Genomic DNA, 16,204 nt, shown 5'->3' with positions numbered 1-16,204 from the left:
TCATGCGATCTGTGCACGTCTGTGCGCTTGAATTTCATCCAAACTCGACACTATTATACGGTGAGATTCCGTCTAATTGAATGAGATGCCGGACCCCGCACGCCTACGAGACAGTACGCAGATTGTACTCCCTTGCGGTGTGCTAAATGGACTTCGCGAAAAGCTTGAAGCAGACTTTATGATCACGATTTTTGAGGGCGACGAACAGCACTGTCGGATTATCGGGAGTCCGGTCGAGATTAAAGAAGTCTCCAGTTTCCTCTCACGTCAAGGCGTCCCCTTACAATAGAGAACGTACTTTTTATTGACACAAAAAGTTGATATCCCCCAGCACAGTCTGTGTGGATAGATGCGAGACGATCGACGAACACGCGTCATCGTAGTTGCTTTCCTCATGATCGTGCTCTGTGGACTCCTTGTCTGGGCCGGGACACTTGAGTCCGATCCAGACCGAAATGAGTTCCCCAATGAGAACGATTTTGTCATGTCGTATGATGCGTACGTTGGTGATCGCGTCCAAGTCGGCGGCACTGTCGTCGAGACAGATCCAGTTGTCTTCGTGGTGACCACAAAAGACGGCGATCGCATGGAGATTACTGCGGTCTCGTTTGAAGGGGACCCATCGGTCGGTGACGAAATAAACGTCTACGGCACCCTTGAGACGGAGCAACGCGTCATCGTGATCGATTCATACACGAGAGAGCCATGGGAGCGCTACTATATGTATGCGGTATCGTTTATCGCAGGTTTGTGGGTGTTAGTTCGATTTGTACGCGGGTGGCGATTCGATCGCGATACGTTTGCATTCAAACCACGGACCGAAGCGAGAGCGGAAACGGAGGAGCAATATGGCTGATCTACTTACGCATGCCCTTGCTGCGTACGTCATTGCGGTTGCCCTCTCATTCCGGTACGAGTGGATCACAGCCCCGTATGTGACTGTCTGTATGATGGGTTCGATGATTCCGGATATGACCAAAATTAGTCTCGTTCTTTCGAGCGAACAGATTGAGGCTGGACTCGGAATTCCGTTTGACTGGTATGCGCTGCACACAGTCGGTGGCTCGTTTCTGTCTGTGCTTATTGGAACCGTACTTGTGCCGTCTGCGTATCGGAAACGAATATTTGCACTCCTCGCGATCGGTGCTGCATCACACATTCTTTTGGATGCGTTCCTGATCAAACCATCCGGATATATGTCTCCGATGTTGTGGCCACTGACTGACTATCGGTTTGCGATTGATGGGTTTTATTTATCAAGCGATCGGTGGCCAGCACTCGTGAGTGGGGTGCTTGCGGCGATCGTCTGGCAAGCAAAACGGTATCATACATCTTCCCTAGACGCGGTGTCGGAGTCTGACTCATCAGTGTAAGCCAGTGGGTCCATGTCGAAGCGGGTACTCGATGAGTGTGTGCCGGGCACTGTGTCTGGCGAGTCTGCAGAGTCGATCGGCACACGCTTCCCACTCATCTACACACGCGTGATGTAGTTCCCACTGGGGAGTCGTTGACCCAGAAAACTGTGGTGTCGGGCCAATCGTATCTGTGTTTGAGACGTCGGTGATTGGTGCGTCACACCAAAGGCAGTGGGTCGCGGTCTCAGTCATATTCTAACGTTGGAGACCGCTTGTATTGTCACACAAAGTCGAGGAGAAATCCCACGACTTTAGTCGTGCGGAGGATGTTAAGACGGGACTACTGTTTTTTGTGGTCTCGATCGGTCGGCCGGGCAGCGAGCAGCGTTAATAGAAGGAGACCACCGATCGAGAGCCATACTGGCAACGGCGTGGTATCGTCAGTTTGTGATGGTGTACTGGTGTGCGTATCTGATGCGGAATCGTCGTCACTTTCTGTCTCCGTTGGGTTTGGTGTGATTACGGTATCGCGATCATCGTCGCCTGCCTCCGTTTCCGTTTCTGTTTCCGTCGTTGGGGATGGTGTCGTTTCGGTTTCAGTCGGTGTGTCTGTCTCTGTTGGGGTCTCTTCTGTTTCGGTTGGTGTCTCGGTCTCAGTTTCCGTTGGTGTCTCAGTCTCTGTACTCTCCTCGTCCTCCGAAGACTCAGTTAATATCTCGGTGAGCCGTTTTGGTTCACTTGCGCCCAAGATATCTTTTTGTCCTTCATATATTTCGGTATCACTCCGAACAACAGTATATATTTCATATTCATCAAACTCACCGCTAGAGATCGACACCGACCCATCATACGTACTCTCATTAGACTCAGACAACGTTTCTCGAACTTCATTGTCTTCATCCCAAAGCAACACCTCTGCTTGTGTTATCTCATCACTGTCTGTAATCTCCGTTGTTTCAACAGTTATTCGTACTTGGTCAGATGACTCTTCAGTGGCAGTCACAGACAGGTCATATCCTGCGACAATAACAGGGACTGCGGCTTGTATTGGGCCATCATAGAGACCGACAACATATGTTCCGGGCTCAACACTCTCGGTCCCAAATATAACAGTATCATCTCCTCGAATTGTTGTCGTATCCGGTGCAGGCCGTTCTGGCTCTCCACTCTCGTCAATCCGTTCGAGATTTACCCTCGCTGTAAAGTCTGCGTCTGGGAGAATCGCGTCGACACTGATATCTTCTCCGTGATCTACAACTGCCAACTCATCAATGGTAAGGGTATTCCCATCCGGATCGTTGATTTCTTGTGGTCCCTCTGGTGAATTAAATGACCCTGCAATCGAGAGGCTATACCCAGTCGCACTAACCGTGATGACCGCTACACTCAAAACCACACATAAAATAAGCACTGTGGAGAGCGATCGAATAGACGGATAAGACATTGTTTCTTTGTTATACGCCGTGTGTAATAATCTACCTACTGAAAACGAGAATCGGTAATAACATCTTCCTCGCCGTTTACGGCGAGGTTTCTCCGTCCACACTCGGGGTCGCACCCTGCAAAACGGTGCGTGGGATCCGGATTGTCCGACGGGGGCAAATTCACCCGGCGGGATCGGAGTGTCTCAGTTCGTGCGCTGTACGTGAGTCCCGTGAGCGATATGGCGTATTCGGTGTCCGTGTAGACGCGGTATCTCCTTGCACCGTGCATCCCCGCCGTCCCCAAAGGATTTCCGGGATGCCCCCGAACGACTTTTTCAAGCCGTCCGAGCACGGGTCGTGCCATCGACCTGCGTCACCTCTCTGCCACAACGGTGACGCTCAATCACGGCAGGCTCGCGTTTTTGATGCCCACCTTTCGGCGGGTGCGCCGGTGAACGTGAGTTCGGTCGAAGGTGTGTTATCGACCACGCCGACGAGGGGAACGCCAAACCACCCCCGGTTTTCCGCGTTGAGTTACCGGAGAGACGACCCTCGACTGCAGAATTCCGTAGTTCGAAGTGAATGTGGTCGGATTCACGCCCGGCCTTCAGGCCGGGACTCTCTCCTTGAATCAGGTAGTAATCGTGTATTAACTAGTAGTTAGTAGCTGTATACTGTTGACGAAAATACTATACCTTGGGCCAGAAATAGTTGGTTACATGACAAGGCGGAAAAAAAGAATATTGTTACCAATATTTCTCGTTTTACTGATGTTAGTATCGCCAGTTGCCGCAGGCGCAGCCCCTGCGGGTGTATCGGGTGGTTCGCAAGATGCAATTACCGGATCTCCGGGTGATCTAACACACAACGCTGACCTATCAGACAACTCTGTTGAAATCACGGACTCAATCAGCGTTTGGGAACGTTCAATAGTCCCTCTTCGTGCTGATCGAAATAGTGCCGCACTCACTGTAGATGCACCAACTGTCCAGGTCAACCAAGATGGGTTTGCTACGAGTACAGATTTGATTGACTCATTCCCAGTGTATGACGAGCAAACCACGGTCGACTTCACATTCGATACGACAGATACAGGTTCACAGGATCTGAATGGTGAAGATCTTGATTTCTTTGTTGTGAAATTAGATGAAGATATTGACAGTGATGATGTCGACGATACTGTTCCAAGCTCAATTAATGAGCTTCGGGACATGTTCGATAAAGACGATGCCAATGCCAATACCACGATCACAAAAACAGAACCGGGATCTGCAACTGTAGGTTCAAATGGGCAGGTTAGTTTCGATCACGCCTTTGATGATTCCGGAATGTATGCTGTCTTTGCATCACATGGTGATGGAGATATAAATCTGGACAATGGAAATTTCGATTCGGTTAGTGGTGGCGATGTGACTATTGTTGGTCTCGAAAGTGTCGCTGTCCAAGAAGAAAGTGCCTCTGCGGAAATCACAACAGATGATGCAGAAGCAGGCGATACAATTGAATTTGATGTCGACGCCAACGTCGGAACAGATGGTGACCTGAACCATGCGCTAGTTGTCTATAATAAAGAACAATTCGAGAACTCCGCATTCACGGTAAATGCCCCGAGTGGTGTTGACTCAGACACCTCTACAGACGAATTTACTATTGACCACTCTATTGAGGAAGTGATTGGAAATGCAGATCTTGATGGCGATGTGAGCGTGCTTAACCGACAAATCAGTGAGCAGAGTGCATCAAACTTCTTGCTTGCAGATGCGGTGAACTTTATTTTCGATGAGGCAGATGTAGATCGTCCAGGTACTAACCCTGGCGACGATGTTCTCTATGCATCCGCAGTCGGTATCGGTGACGCCGATCGCTCAGAAACACTAACCGTAGAAACTGATGATGCGTGGGAAAATGGCGAATACAAATTCGTCTATGTTGCAACTGGAAGCGACTCAACCCAATTCTCAACTGATAAGGGAACGTTTGACTTCCCGATCGAAGACGAAGATGATGACCCTACCCCGAGCCCATCACCATCACCATCACCAAGTCCGTCCCCATCCCCAACTCCAACCCTCCCTGAACTCACCCCTGACAATCCAAGCACTGAGACTGAAGTGACAGAAGCAAACGCAAGCTCTGTCGCAGTTCGGGTAACCAATGGGACTTCTGCAAACGTTCGCTTCACAGAAACTGACGAAGATCGAACAAGCGGTGTTTCCTTTACCGACCTGAACTTCACAGCAAACCAAGGCGTTGATTTCGAGGTCACGTCAACCCGATCAAGCATGGCACCATCGGGAACACCTGATGTAACAACGTCTGCTGGTGGACTCTCCTACCTTCAACTAGATTACGCTGACGAGGTTGGAGACAGCGTTGATGAGGTTCAATTCAGATTCAGTGTGAGTGAAAACCGACTTGAGCGGAATGATATCGATCCAGAGGATGTTGTCCTCCTCCGTCAAGAAGGGGATAACTGGAATACCCTTGAGCCAAAACTCCGTGGTCAACAGGGCGACCGATATGTCTTCGTTGCTGACTCTCCCGGACTGTCCGTTTACGCAGTTACTGGTCAAGACGATGTTGATGCAAGCGTTACTGATGCTTCACTGAGTGCAGATGAGATCGAAGTTGGCGAGAGCGTTGATGTTGATGCAGAAATCGAAAACGAAGGCGGTGAAGGAGAGTTCACGGCTGAACTCGAAGTTGATGGAGATGTCGTAGCACAAGAGACAGTCGAACTCGATGTTGGAGAGACAAAGACAGTCTCATTCACAGAAACATTCGACGAGGCGGGTTCGTTCGACATTGCTGTTAATGGAGTCACAGCAGGAACGCTCTCGGTCACGGATCCAACTGAAGACCCAGCAGATACCGAAACTGAGCCACCAGTAACGACCGAAGCACCAGAGGATGATGGAATTGGTGGCTCCGCGTTGATCATCCTTATCCTGCTCTTGATTGCACTCGCAGCAGGTGGTGCATACTACTATCAACAACAGCAATAGGATGATGACGTAGAAGTCGTCGATAGCGACTACAACGAATAAATCTGGTCTTAATTTCCGGGTGAAATTACTGCACCACTCATCGACCAATTCAACAACCAAAGCGTCTTACGAGTTCCCTGCAGATATTATGCTATACTAACATATCTCGTGATTGTATATGCCAGCTGACACTCCTCCACTCATTGAATGTCAAAATCTGACACGAAGCTACACACTTGGAACGCAACGAATGCTCAGTCGATCGGCTGAGCGACCAACAGTGACTGCACTCGATACAATTTCAATTTCAATCGATCGAGGTGAGGTAGTTGGACTCTCAGGGCCGAGCGGAAGCGGGAAATCAACGCTTTTGCATCTTATCGCAGGACTCGATACACCAACGAGCGGGACAGTCACGTTTGACGGAACTGACCTTAAAACACTATCTGGACGCCGTCGAACAAAACACCGGCTCGAAAATGTCGGTATTGTGTTTCAGCATTTCCACCTGCTTGATGCGCTTTCCGCACGTGGGAATGTTGCTCTCCCACTTGTTGAGTTAGGGATCAAAAAACGCGACCGCCGTGTACGTGCAAAAGAACTCCTTGAGGCGGTAGGGCTTGGCGATCGAATTACACACAAACCAGCCCAACTTAGTGGTGGTGAACAGCAACGCGTCGCAATCGCTCGCGCACTGGTTACGAACCCACGGCTTGTGATTGCTGATGAGCCGACTGGTGAGTTAGATACCGAGACTGGTGCTCAAGTGCTTGATCGATTCAAATCAGTCGCAGAAGACACTGCAATCGTGCTTGCAACGCATGACCCTGAAACGTTAGCAATCGCAGATCGAGTGATTTCGCTCCGCGATGGTAAGCTCGTTGCTGATACGAGTAAAAGTGCCGATATAAGCGAATCAGGACCGCGATCTCAAACTGAGTCTGTGTCTTCACAGTCCAACTCGGTGCAGTAACCAATGGCAGGTGACATCCCAACCCCGGGTCGAATCCCCGCAACAGTGAGGCGGATCACAGCAACGATCGCGATCGCAGCAAAACGAGCGATCGTTCAAGCACGCGGTTCTGATGCAGGCCGATTTTGGTCACGTGTTGGTGGTGTTGCGCTTGCAGTTGCACTAATGCTTGTTGTGACTGGAATTGGGGTTGGAATTGCAACACAGTCAACAGTCTACAGCGACGATGTTGACTACTGGATTACACCGGATACACCAGGTGAATCATCAGTGCTTGTCGATACGGATGCCCCACAGTTTGGCTCCGTTCACCCAACAGCCGAACGAATAACCGGATTTGAGGACGTTGAATATGCGACACCAGTCTTGACACAGGTTGTCCGGTTACAAGCCCCAGATGAGGCAAGCGAGTATGTGCTTGCGATCGGCGTCGTTGGCAATGAGTCGCTCGAACACGTTTCGGACGTGACTACTACAGGGCTGACACCAGGGGATCCCTACTATAACGATGGTGGATACGATGGTGAATGGACCGGTGAAATGGTATTTTCCGACGGCGCAGCATCACTGCTTGGAGTGCAAACGGGCGATGAGATCTCCGTCCAACGCCCATCCGTCTCTGACGATCGATCGTTTCATGTTGCAAACGTTGATAGCGGCGACAGGCAAGGCAGCCAGTTCCCTGTTGTCATCATGCAACTGAGCGAACTCCAGACGCTCACGGGGGCTGCAAACGCGGACCAAGCAGAACAGATTTTAGTCTCTGCGAATGATCCCGCTGTGCAATCCCAACTCGAAAATATCTACCCACAATCAACTGTCGAGACACGATCGGGCGTCACAACACAACAGGTGCTTGATGATGAGTTACCGCTTGCACTGTCAATTACTGCATTCTTGATTGCGATCGTTGTCGGAACGCTGTTTGTCATGACGATGACTGGGTTGGAGGTGACTGCCGATCGGGCACAGATTGCAACCCTTGCAGCGGTTGGGATCTCCGCACAGAGCCGATTTACACTCATTGCAACGCAAAGCATACTCAGTACGATTCTTGGTGGGCTTGTTGGTGTTGTTCTTGGATTTGGTGGGCTGTGGCTTGTCAATGAGGTCTCAATGCAAACACTGACCACGGTTCCTGTCGCTGCAGCCGAACCAATTCTTGCATTGTATGGTGTTGTCGTCGCAGTGGTTGTTGCGCTCCTGTCGCTGCCATACATTGCAATCTTGCTTCGTCGAGTTGGCGTTGCTGAGGAGGTGTTACAATGAGTCGGATGCTCGCTGGTGGCCGCCGATTTATCGCTGTCTGGGGGCTTGTGTTCAGCCAGCTTCGCCATCATCGGTTCCGAACACTGCTTGCGATCGTTGGCATTGTCCTTGCTGTGTTGACAATGACGCTCCTTGCTGGGACTGGCTATGGGGTGTTAGAGACTGGTGAGTCACAATTTGAATCCGCCGATCGGGACCTGTGGGTGACGAGTGGCCCAGTTGCACTCTCTGCAGCCTCCGGGGGGTTCGAGAATACGCTGTATGATGCACATGTGGTCTCCAGCGAAATGAGCGAGTATGATGGGGTCCGGAATGCAGTACCACTTGGGTTCCACACGGTCTACGTCAGTGACGACGGGTCGGAGTTTGACACGATCGTTGCAACTGGTGTGACTGGCTCTGGAAGTGCCGTGTCGATCAGTGAAGGTGAGGGATTTTCGGGTGGTGACACACACTACGCTGGTGGTGAGTATGACGGGCCGATGACGCACGAAATCTTGATTGATCCGCAGCTGGCCGATCGCTACGATGTCGGCGTGGGTGATACGCTCTACATGGGTGGCTCGCTTGCTGCTGCGGAGTCAAACGAGTTTACGATCGTTGGCATCTCCGGAACCTTCTCACAGTTCCTTGGAACACCAACCGCGACTGCACGGTTGAGTGAGCTACAAACAGTCACTGGCACAGAGCGTGTTGATGCGGCGACGTTTATTACGATCACGCTTGAGGATGATGCGGATCCAGAAGTAGTACAAGCCGCACTCCAAGGAGATTTTGACGAGTACGAGATCCGAACAAACGCTGAACAGCTGAATGCGGTCGTGCAGAACCAAGCGCTTGTCCTTGCAGGTGCGGTGACGCTCGTTGTGCTTGCGTTTATTGCAGGCTTGGCGCTTACAGCAAACCTGCTTGCGCTGATTGTCTACCAACAGCGAGAGACGCTTGCTGCGATTAACGCAATGGGTGTCTCTCGAGGGACGATCGTGAGCTTGCTGGCTGGACATGGCTTTGCGATCGGAGTCCTCGGTGGCATCATCGGTGCTGCGGTCACGCCTGCAGCTGCAGCCGCACTCAACCGAGTCGCGTATGAGTTGACTGGATTTGAAGGACTCGTCGTCGTGGAGACAGATGTTATCATTCTCGGGTTGGTTGTCGCTGTTGTGATGGGTACTGTCGCCGCAAGCGTTGCTGGGTGGCGAGTGAGTCGGTTACCGGCGATCGATCAGTTGTGAGTTGTGACATCCTCCCTGTCGTAAACGACGTCACAAGACGCGCTGCGTCTTGTTGGCCAATCAGAATACATGTGTTCTGATAACGGGGCTTCCCGTATCGCAGTTGGGTTATCTCTTCCAGACCCTGTCGGTGCAGCGATCAACAGCACTGTGTCATCTTCCACACCAACCTCGAGTTCACAGAAATACAAGGCGGATGCCACGGGGCTTGACCCCGTGGAGGAAGCCGACATGAGTGCTGCACGTTTACCTATATTTATCGGCGGTCAAGGAGAATACCCCGACCCTTGAGGTCGGGGATGAATCCGACAACGCGGGTACAAATCATTAAATAGGCACATTATCTAATCAACAGACAGCGATGGAACACAGCCACCGTTACCGCGCTTACCCACGCGACGAAGTAGCGGCGGCTGCCGAACATCACATCGACGTTCATCGCCAACTCTACAATCACGTCAAATGGGACTACACGAATAGTCCCGACGACGACAAACCCAAAGAATACACGCAGAACAACAAACTTCCAGAGTGGAAGCGACAGTGGCCCGTATTCGCCGAGTTATACTCGAAAGCAGCACAAGCCACCGTCGCCCGCTTTCACCGTAACCTCTCGAACCTTCGCAAGAAGAAAGAAAACGGATACAAAGTCGGGTGGCTCAAGCGGCAAGCACCCAGCGACTACCGAAGTGTCACGTACAACCAGTCAGGCTTCGACCTCGATAACAAGAGGGGCCGAGACAGGGTTGCGTCTGTCCGCTTCAGTAAAATCGGCTGGATGAAAATCCGTTATCACCGACCACTCCGCAAAAATGCCACTATCAAGGAAGTCACACTCAAAAAAGAAGTGACTGGAGAGTGGTTCGTCTCGTTCAGCCTCGAAACTGACGACGAACACGTTCCAGAGAAACCCGAACTGGATTCGCTTGACGCGAGCAACAGCGTGGGAGTCGATCTCGGCATCTTGAACTACATCCACACGTCGGACGGAAAGGCAGTGGAGTGGCTCGACCTCGAAGACGAGTACGAGCGACTCCGGCGAGAACAACGCAACCTCTCGCGGAAAGAACACGGCTCGAACAACTACGAGAAACAGCGCCAGAAAGTCGCTAAGACGAAGCGGAAGATTCGGCGGAACGTACTGGACTATCAGCACAAACTGACGACGTGGCTCGTTCGTGAGTACGACGCCGTGTTCGTCGAAGATTTAAACGTTGCTGGAATGCTTCAGGGTACGGGGAGCGCCCGGAACAAGCAGGATGCAGCGTGGCGACAGTTCATCACCCTGCTCGAATACAAAGGCGATTTGTACGGCACACACGTTGTACAAGTGCCTTCTCGTGGGACGACCAAAGAGTGTGCGTGTTGTGGGGTAGAAACGACAAAACCCATTTGGGTCAGGGAACACTCGTGTCCTGGCTGTGGGTTTGAGACAGATAGGGATGCGAATGCATCGATGAACGTCCTAAAAAGAGGGTTTTCTATATTAGGGCTGGGATGGCCCGAATCCACGCCTGTGGAGACTGTGACCGCTACGGACACCGCTGATATCCAGCGTGTGTCTGCAAGTCACGTCATCGAAACAGGAAGCCCCGAGGCTTGACCTCGGGGTGATTCACTTCATCGACCGTGCAATTGTGTAGGAAGATGTATACTTTTACAGATCGATATAGTACAGTGTATACCTGCTCGATCGATGTTTCGACCTCACCCTCCAGAGACCGCTCCCCCACTAGTCAGATTTATTCCGCTCTTTTTTGCAAACTGTATCCCGCTTGTAGGCGTGATCTGGTTACATTGGGAGGCGGATATTCTCATTCTGCTCTACATCGTCGAACTTCTTTTTTTGCTCTTGCTTGCGGGCGTCAAGTCTCTTTTTGCTGCACACCCACCGAAAGAGACCGAGAGCGATCTTGCAACGGTTTCGAACGCAACGCTTTCTGACACTCGTGGATCTGTCACGGTTGTCTCGTGGCTCCCACCGATCTACCCACGAAACGTTCCATATGCTTTTGGGATTACTCGACGGATTCTGTGGCTTGCGCTTGTGCTCACAATTATCCTCTCGACAGTGATTGAGCCACTGCAAGTGCTCCAGCAACCAGTATTTTGGGCTGCTGTTGTCGCGCTTGTGAGTGGGCATCTTGTGGAGACGGTAACACAGTACTTTGGTCATGCCGAATATGAGCAGCTCTCTCCATATGGTGTCCTCGAGCCGCCTGCTCGACAGGGATTTTTATTGGTCATGTTATTGCTTGTTCTCGGGGTACTGCTCGAAACCGAAATCGGCAGTATTGTTGCACTCTCGATTCTCGTTAGTGTCAAGATTCTTTCCGACTGGGCAGTGTATCACGTGGATCGGTCCACCAGTGTAAGCCGGTTTACGCGCTGGCTCGCAGGCCCCGGTGAACGTGACACTGCTGATTCTCGCACTGCTCAGGTACCAGTTCCAAGCGAAGAGCCGACGGCTCGAATACAAGCGGATCAGCGTACTGTACTCCTTTCGAGCGTCTTCCGATCGATCCCAAAAAGCCTCCAAAAACATCTTCCATTGGCCGGTATGGCTTGGATTGTCTTCCTTATTACCGTTGGTCAGGCGTTTTCGGCGTTACAGTTCCAACTCATTACGTTTGGGTTGATTGTGGGCGCATTCGTATTCGGCACGATCATAGAAGCGGGGAGTTGGTACGTTCGATACGGTGGGATGGAATACCAACGCCGTGGTGATCGCGTTGTCGCGTACGATCGGTTCTTTGAGATGCCACAGTGGTCAACACCGCTCAATGAGATCCGAAACGTCGAGGTGGCGTCCGGCCGACTTGCGGATCGGTTCACTGATGCACGAACCTTTTCGATGACAAGTGGGTGGGACGACAATGATGCCGATCGGATCATTGGCCCGACAACAAATCCAAAAAAGGCGATTGAGACATTTTCACTTCCAATCCCAACGGCTGCGGTTGATTTTGAGCCACTTCGCCGTGGTTATGCTGTTATTGTCGTTTTGATTCCCACGGCAGTCTTCCTTGGAACGCTCGTTATGATCGGGCTTCCATCACCACCGATTCAAGCATTCCTATTTTTGTTTTTTATGCTCCCAGTCGTTGTAACACTCTCTCAATCCCTTTGGAAAGGGATATGCGAATAAAGTGACACCCTCCTCGCCGTAAGCGGCGTCACAAGACGCAAAGTGTCTTGTTGGTCAATCAGAACACATGTGTTCTGATGGCGAGGCTTCCCACCGCACTGCGGGCGGCTGGTTTGGGAACCTCGGGTTGACACACCGACGAGTGGTGGGAGTGCCACGCCCCCGCTACTCCTATCCTATAAGGGATCCAGAGTTACCTGATTATTTTGTGTCGGTATCCATCTCCTCTCACGCAGGAGATACCTGTGAAAGTCAGATATGGTATCCCGATATTGTCCGATTATCCCGACATGGGGGTGGATATACCGCCTCGGTCGGAGTACGTTATGTTTCAATCCACGATAAACGTAGGGATTGTCGGATTCTCAGGGCGGGATTCTCTCCTTGTAGAAAGATAGATAATGTGGGAGCTAGGCGATGAGCCGCATACCCCACCGAACCACCTCTGCACTCACAAAGACAAGCCCCTCAGCTCGTGAGAGAGCGTTTCCGGACCACAGTGCAACAACCATTGCGATCGAGACAAGACTGAGCCAGCCAAGCGTTTGGACTGCCGAGTTACCTACGACTAGTGGGTTGAGTATCGCAGCAACGCCCAGTATTCCAAGCAGATTGAATATACAGCTTCCAAACACGTTCCCAACAGCCATTCCAATATGCCCCGATCGAGCAGCCACAACGGAAACTACGAGTTCGGGGGTGGACGTTCCTGCAGCAACGATTGTCTCCCCAATTATCCACTCAGAGATATCGGCAGCGGTTGCGATTGACACCGCAGCGGAGACCAGATAGTGACCACTCACCAACACGATAAGAAATCCACAGAGTAGGATGCATCCGTGTTTAGCTGCTTCGGGAAGTGGAATCCAATCTGTGATCACATCAAGAGGAATCTCTGGTGTATTCGGGTATTCGGTGGTCATCGATAGATGTGAGCGCTCTGTGTGGATGAGAGCTGTCACATACCCGCCTAACAGGAGAAGAAATGCGAGTCCATGGACTCGCTCGATTGTTCCACCCAACATGAGGAGCGTCATCCCCACAACTCCGGTGGCACCAAGCAGTGCGATACCATCTCGATGAATGAGCGATCGCTCAACAGGAACTGCTTGCAGGAGCGAGACGCCACCAAGAATCAGTGCTAAATTGAATATATTTGACCCAAGAACGTTTGCCACCGCGATCGATCCAAATCCAGAAACTGCAGCATCCGCACTCACAACTATTTCAGGTGTAGAAGTTCCCACTGCGACAATCGTCAGCCCAATCACTAACTCAGAAATCCCTCTCCTGCGAGCAAGGACGACTGCTGCATCGACTAAAAGCCTGGATCCGAGCCACAGACCACCGATCGAGAAAATGAAGATCGCGATCTGCTCACTACCGGAACTCACTATGCTCACAACACTATCTCAATAAGCCACGCTGTGCAATTAAACAGTATTCAAAGAAACGTGAGGGTCAGTACTGGAGGTGTATGTTATTATTTCGAGCCGAACTCGCGGTGTGAGAGCAATTTGTACGGGAACCGAAGCTCAATTCTTGATGGTGAGCGCCCAACTTGTACGTCTCGTTCAGTGGGGATTCGTTCCGTGATTCCCGACTCCGAGAGCTCATAAATAAGGCGCTTGATTGTTCCTTCTGAGAGATCAATATCTCGCTTTGCGATGCTCTCTGTTGCTCGGCCCACACTTGTGAGTGCTTGTTCGGGTAACTGAGTAAGCTGGTTCAGTACTAAGAGCTGGCTCTTAGGGAGTGCAAGAACACGACCTAATGGGACACATGGACGTGGAACGCTTTTAAATCCGGTTTGAAGCTGATTGTCGGTTATGTAATCCGAATCGGTCTGTTCTGCTTCGATTACCGCGGTAAACAGTGCAGAGAGAGCGTCGTGGACATCTCCATCTGCCCACTCTGCAACTTCACGAAGCTGATCGTGTGACACTGCATTACGAACTAAGCTGTCTGAGAGACGACCAGTCAAAATTTCGACCAGATCATGTGTCTGGTATGGTGTACATTCGATCGTATTGATTACAGATTCACCGTCGACACCAGCACTCTCTGGTGTTTCAGCACCGATCAGAACGACTGATAGATCACTCTGTAGTGGCTGAAGGATCTCTTGAAGCTGCAGAATTGATTGGGTCTCCGGCTCTCCAACATGGTCAACAGCAACAACAACGCCATTTTTTGTCGGCGCAAGCGCTGCTTCGAGTTTTTCTTGGACCCATGCAGTACCGACACCTTGTGTTGGGACTGACTCGTCAATGAGCCGGTCCAAAATTGCGCGATAGAGCGCAAATCGTGTTTTTGCTGTTCGTGCATCAATATAGACAAAATCAAACACCGATACAGAATCAACACGCGTTGTCGTATGAATCGGCTCGGTCTCTGGCTTGATCGTTCTATTAAATGCGCGAAACAGCGCTTTCACGACCGCAGTTTTTCCGCTTCCTTTCGGACCCCACACATAGAGGTCGGATGGGTGTCTCCCGAGCAACGCTGGCTCCAACTGATCGAGCAGTTGTTCTAACAACGATCCGCGGCCGATCGGCTCACGTGGATGAAACAGCGGGCTCAATGGCTCGTAGTCCAAAACCAACTGCGGCTGGGAACTCGTTTGCCGCCGCCGTGCAATTCGCTCGTCAATATTCATGTTGTATATCTATGTTGTTGGGAATCGTGGCTCAGCAGATGATAAATATCCGATTTTGAAAGATGTTTGGCCGAAGGGTTCGGCTATTTAGAGGCCGAATGTTGGCCAAAGGGTCGTACTGAAGATACCAATTGCAACAAACACAGTGAACAGTAGACCGGATGCTGCAATACCTGCTGCCGGTGGGTCAACGTGTGTTTTGCCGTGTGCGTAGAAGATACGCTCTGCGACTTCACCAACGACACCGCCGAAGATACCGAAGATGATCGCAAAGACCATTGCGATAATCGGATCGTAGCCGCTGCCGATCGCGCTGAATGCTGCAACCGAACCAGGGAGCGTCATGTGGTGTGTGACTGGGAAGTCATCGATGCCGAGGTTGAGGAACAGCAGACTTGCTGCACTGATACCGAAGACGAGCACTGGGCTCTCGGTAGCGATGTAGACGAACCCGCCGATGATACCTGAAATTGCACTGATTGTGATGACGCCGTGCCATTTGTACTGCCATGGAAGCCAAACGCCAGGTGCATTCTCTTCACCGCGCTCGAATGGACCCATATCGAAGACGTTGTTTCCGTACACTTCGCCGATCACGCTATATCCGAAGACAACACGGTGAACGAGGGCGGAGACAAACACCATCAGTGCGATGTTGTCAGTTCCGAACCCAACGAAATTGAGCAGTTCAACCGCTGCAAATCCGAAGACACCGAAGACACCACCAACAATCAGGACATCTACATTATGCGTTCCTAATGCCGAGGTGATATCTTTTCCATCTTCGAGATAGCCCTTCTTTGCTGCGTACGCAGCTGCGGCCGCACCACCAGCGAAGGCGATGTGCGGACCAAAGAGTGGGCCGAAGCCGAGTAAATCAGTAATCCCGCCACCTGCACCTGCAAACGCAGCTGCCTCACCAGCAATCACCATGAAGCCAGTGAAGACGAACGCTGGAAGTGCACCAATCGCAGCACCAAATGCACCGCCAGCGAAAGCAGCCAGCCAGAACACTGGGTTACCCAGTGCAGTTTCTAAAACCATTAGTCTCCTCCGTCACGTGCCCAATCGAGCGAGCGTTCGACTGCTTCCTGCCAGCGCCCGTAGCGTGCATCCACGTCGCTTGTGTCTTTTGGTGAGAACTCCCGATCGATCTG

The 16,204-nt window shown here is 51.4% G+C and carries 13 protein-coding genes; 9 read left to right on the top strand and 4 right to left on the bottom strand.

Annotation, left to right across the window (positions count from 1 at the left end; translation table 11 throughout):
- The first annotated feature begins 85 nt into the window (after positions 1 to 85).
- From AArcSt2_RS12000 to AArcSt2_RS11990, 3 genes are read left to right on the top strand one after another with little or no spacing between them, the layout of a single operon-like run.
- Entirely contained in the window at positions 86 to 289 is a 204-nt protein-coding gene (locus tag AArcSt2_RS12000) for a VNG_1110C family protein (protein WP_174653186.1), read from the top strand.
- Between the two features lie 60 nt (positions 290 to 349).
- A complete protein-coding gene (locus tag AArcSt2_RS11995) occupies positions 350 to 856 on the top strand; it encodes an OB-like fold-containing membrane protein (RefSeq protein WP_250584935.1) in 507 nt (168 codons plus the stop codon).
- Complete coding sequence (locus tag AArcSt2_RS11990) at positions 849 to 1,373, top strand: metal-dependent hydrolase (RefSeq protein WP_250584933.1); 525 nt, start codon at positions 849 to 851, stop codon at positions 1,371 to 1,373. Before AArcSt2_RS11995 ends, AArcSt2_RS11990 begins: the two co-directional genes overlap by 8 nt.
- A gap of 322 nt (positions 1,374 to 1,695) precedes the next feature.
- Here AArcSt2_RS11990 and AArcSt2_RS11985 read toward each other — a convergent pair whose 3' ends face one another.
- Positions 1,696 to 2,799, bottom strand: a complete 1,104-nt coding sequence (locus AArcSt2_RS11985; RefSeq protein ID WP_250584931.1) for a hypothetical protein — start codon at positions 2,797 to 2,799, stop codon at positions 1,696 to 1,698.
- Positions 2,800 to 3,549: 750 nt separating this feature from the next.
- Here AArcSt2_RS11985 and AArcSt2_RS11980 point away from each other — a divergent pair.
- The 6 genes from AArcSt2_RS11980 to AArcSt2_RS11955 all read left to right on the top strand — a co-directional run bounded on the left by AArcSt2_RS11980 (position 3,550) and on the right by AArcSt2_RS11955 (position 12,388).
- Entirely contained in the window at positions 3,550 to 5,784 is a 2,235-nt protein-coding gene (locus AArcSt2_RS11980) for a PGF-pre-PGF domain-containing protein (protein ID WP_250584929.1), read from the top strand.
- 160 nt (positions 5,785 to 5,944) lie between these two features.
- A complete protein-coding gene (locus AArcSt2_RS11975) occupies positions 5,945 to 6,739 on the top strand; it encodes an ABC transporter ATP-binding protein (RefSeq protein WP_250584927.1) in 795 nt (264 codons plus the stop codon).
- A 3-nt stretch (positions 6,740 to 6,742) separates the two neighbouring features.
- Entirely contained in the window at positions 6,743 to 8,008 is a 1,266-nt protein-coding gene (locus AArcSt2_RS11970) for an FtsX-like permease family protein (protein WP_250584925.1), read from the top strand.
- The gene (locus tag AArcSt2_RS11965) at positions 8,005 to 9,240 is read left to right on the top strand and encodes an ABC transporter permease (RefSeq protein ID WP_250584923.1); all 1,236 of its coding nucleotides are present in this window, start codon (positions 8,005 to 8,007) and stop codon (positions 9,238 to 9,240) included. Before AArcSt2_RS11970 ends, AArcSt2_RS11965 begins: the two co-directional genes overlap by 4 nt.
- 361 nt (positions 9,241 to 9,601) lie before the next feature.
- Complete coding sequence (locus tag AArcSt2_RS11960; protein ID WP_250584921.1) at positions 9,602 to 10,843, top strand: RNA-guided endonuclease InsQ/TnpB family protein; 1,242 nt, start codon at positions 9,602 to 9,604, stop codon at positions 10,841 to 10,843.
- A 93-nt stretch (positions 10,844 to 10,936) separates the two neighbouring features.
- Positions 10,937 to 12,388 (top strand): DUF6498-containing protein, encoded by a 1,452-nt coding sequence (locus AArcSt2_RS11955; RefSeq protein WP_250584919.1) that lies wholly within the window; start codon positions 10,937 to 10,939, stop codon positions 12,386 to 12,388.
- 410 nt (positions 12,389 to 12,798) lie between these two features.
- Here the strand turns inward: AArcSt2_RS11955 and AArcSt2_RS11950 are convergent, their stop codons facing one another.
- From AArcSt2_RS11950 to AArcSt2_RS11940, 3 genes are all read right to left on the bottom strand, one after another.
- On the bottom strand, positions 12,799 to 13,782 hold the full coding sequence (locus tag AArcSt2_RS11950; RefSeq protein WP_250584917.1) for a calcium/sodium antiporter: 984 nt from the start codon (positions 13,780 to 13,782) through the stop codon (positions 12,799 to 12,801).
- Between the two features lie 89 nt (positions 13,783 to 13,871).
- A complete protein-coding gene (locus AArcSt2_RS11945) occupies positions 13,872 to 15,047 on the bottom strand; it encodes a Cdc6/Cdc18 family protein (protein WP_250584915.1) in 1,176 nt (391 codons plus the stop codon).
- A gap of 87 nt (positions 15,048 to 15,134) precedes the next feature.
- Positions 15,135 to 16,091 (bottom strand): DUF7973 family transport facilitator, encoded by a 957-nt coding sequence (locus AArcSt2_RS11940; RefSeq protein WP_250584913.1) that lies wholly within the window; start codon positions 16,089 to 16,091, stop codon positions 15,135 to 15,137.
- Between the last annotated feature and the right edge of the window lie 113 nt (positions 16,092 to 16,204).

The organism is Natronocalculus amylovorans, from assembly GCF_023638035.1.
GTDB lineage: Archaea > Halobacteriota > Halobacteria > Halobacteriales > Haloferacaceae > Natronocalculus > Natronocalculus amylovorans.
Note: the sequence above shows the minus strand (reverse complement) of the source record. Positions and strands in the feature narration are given on the sequence as shown.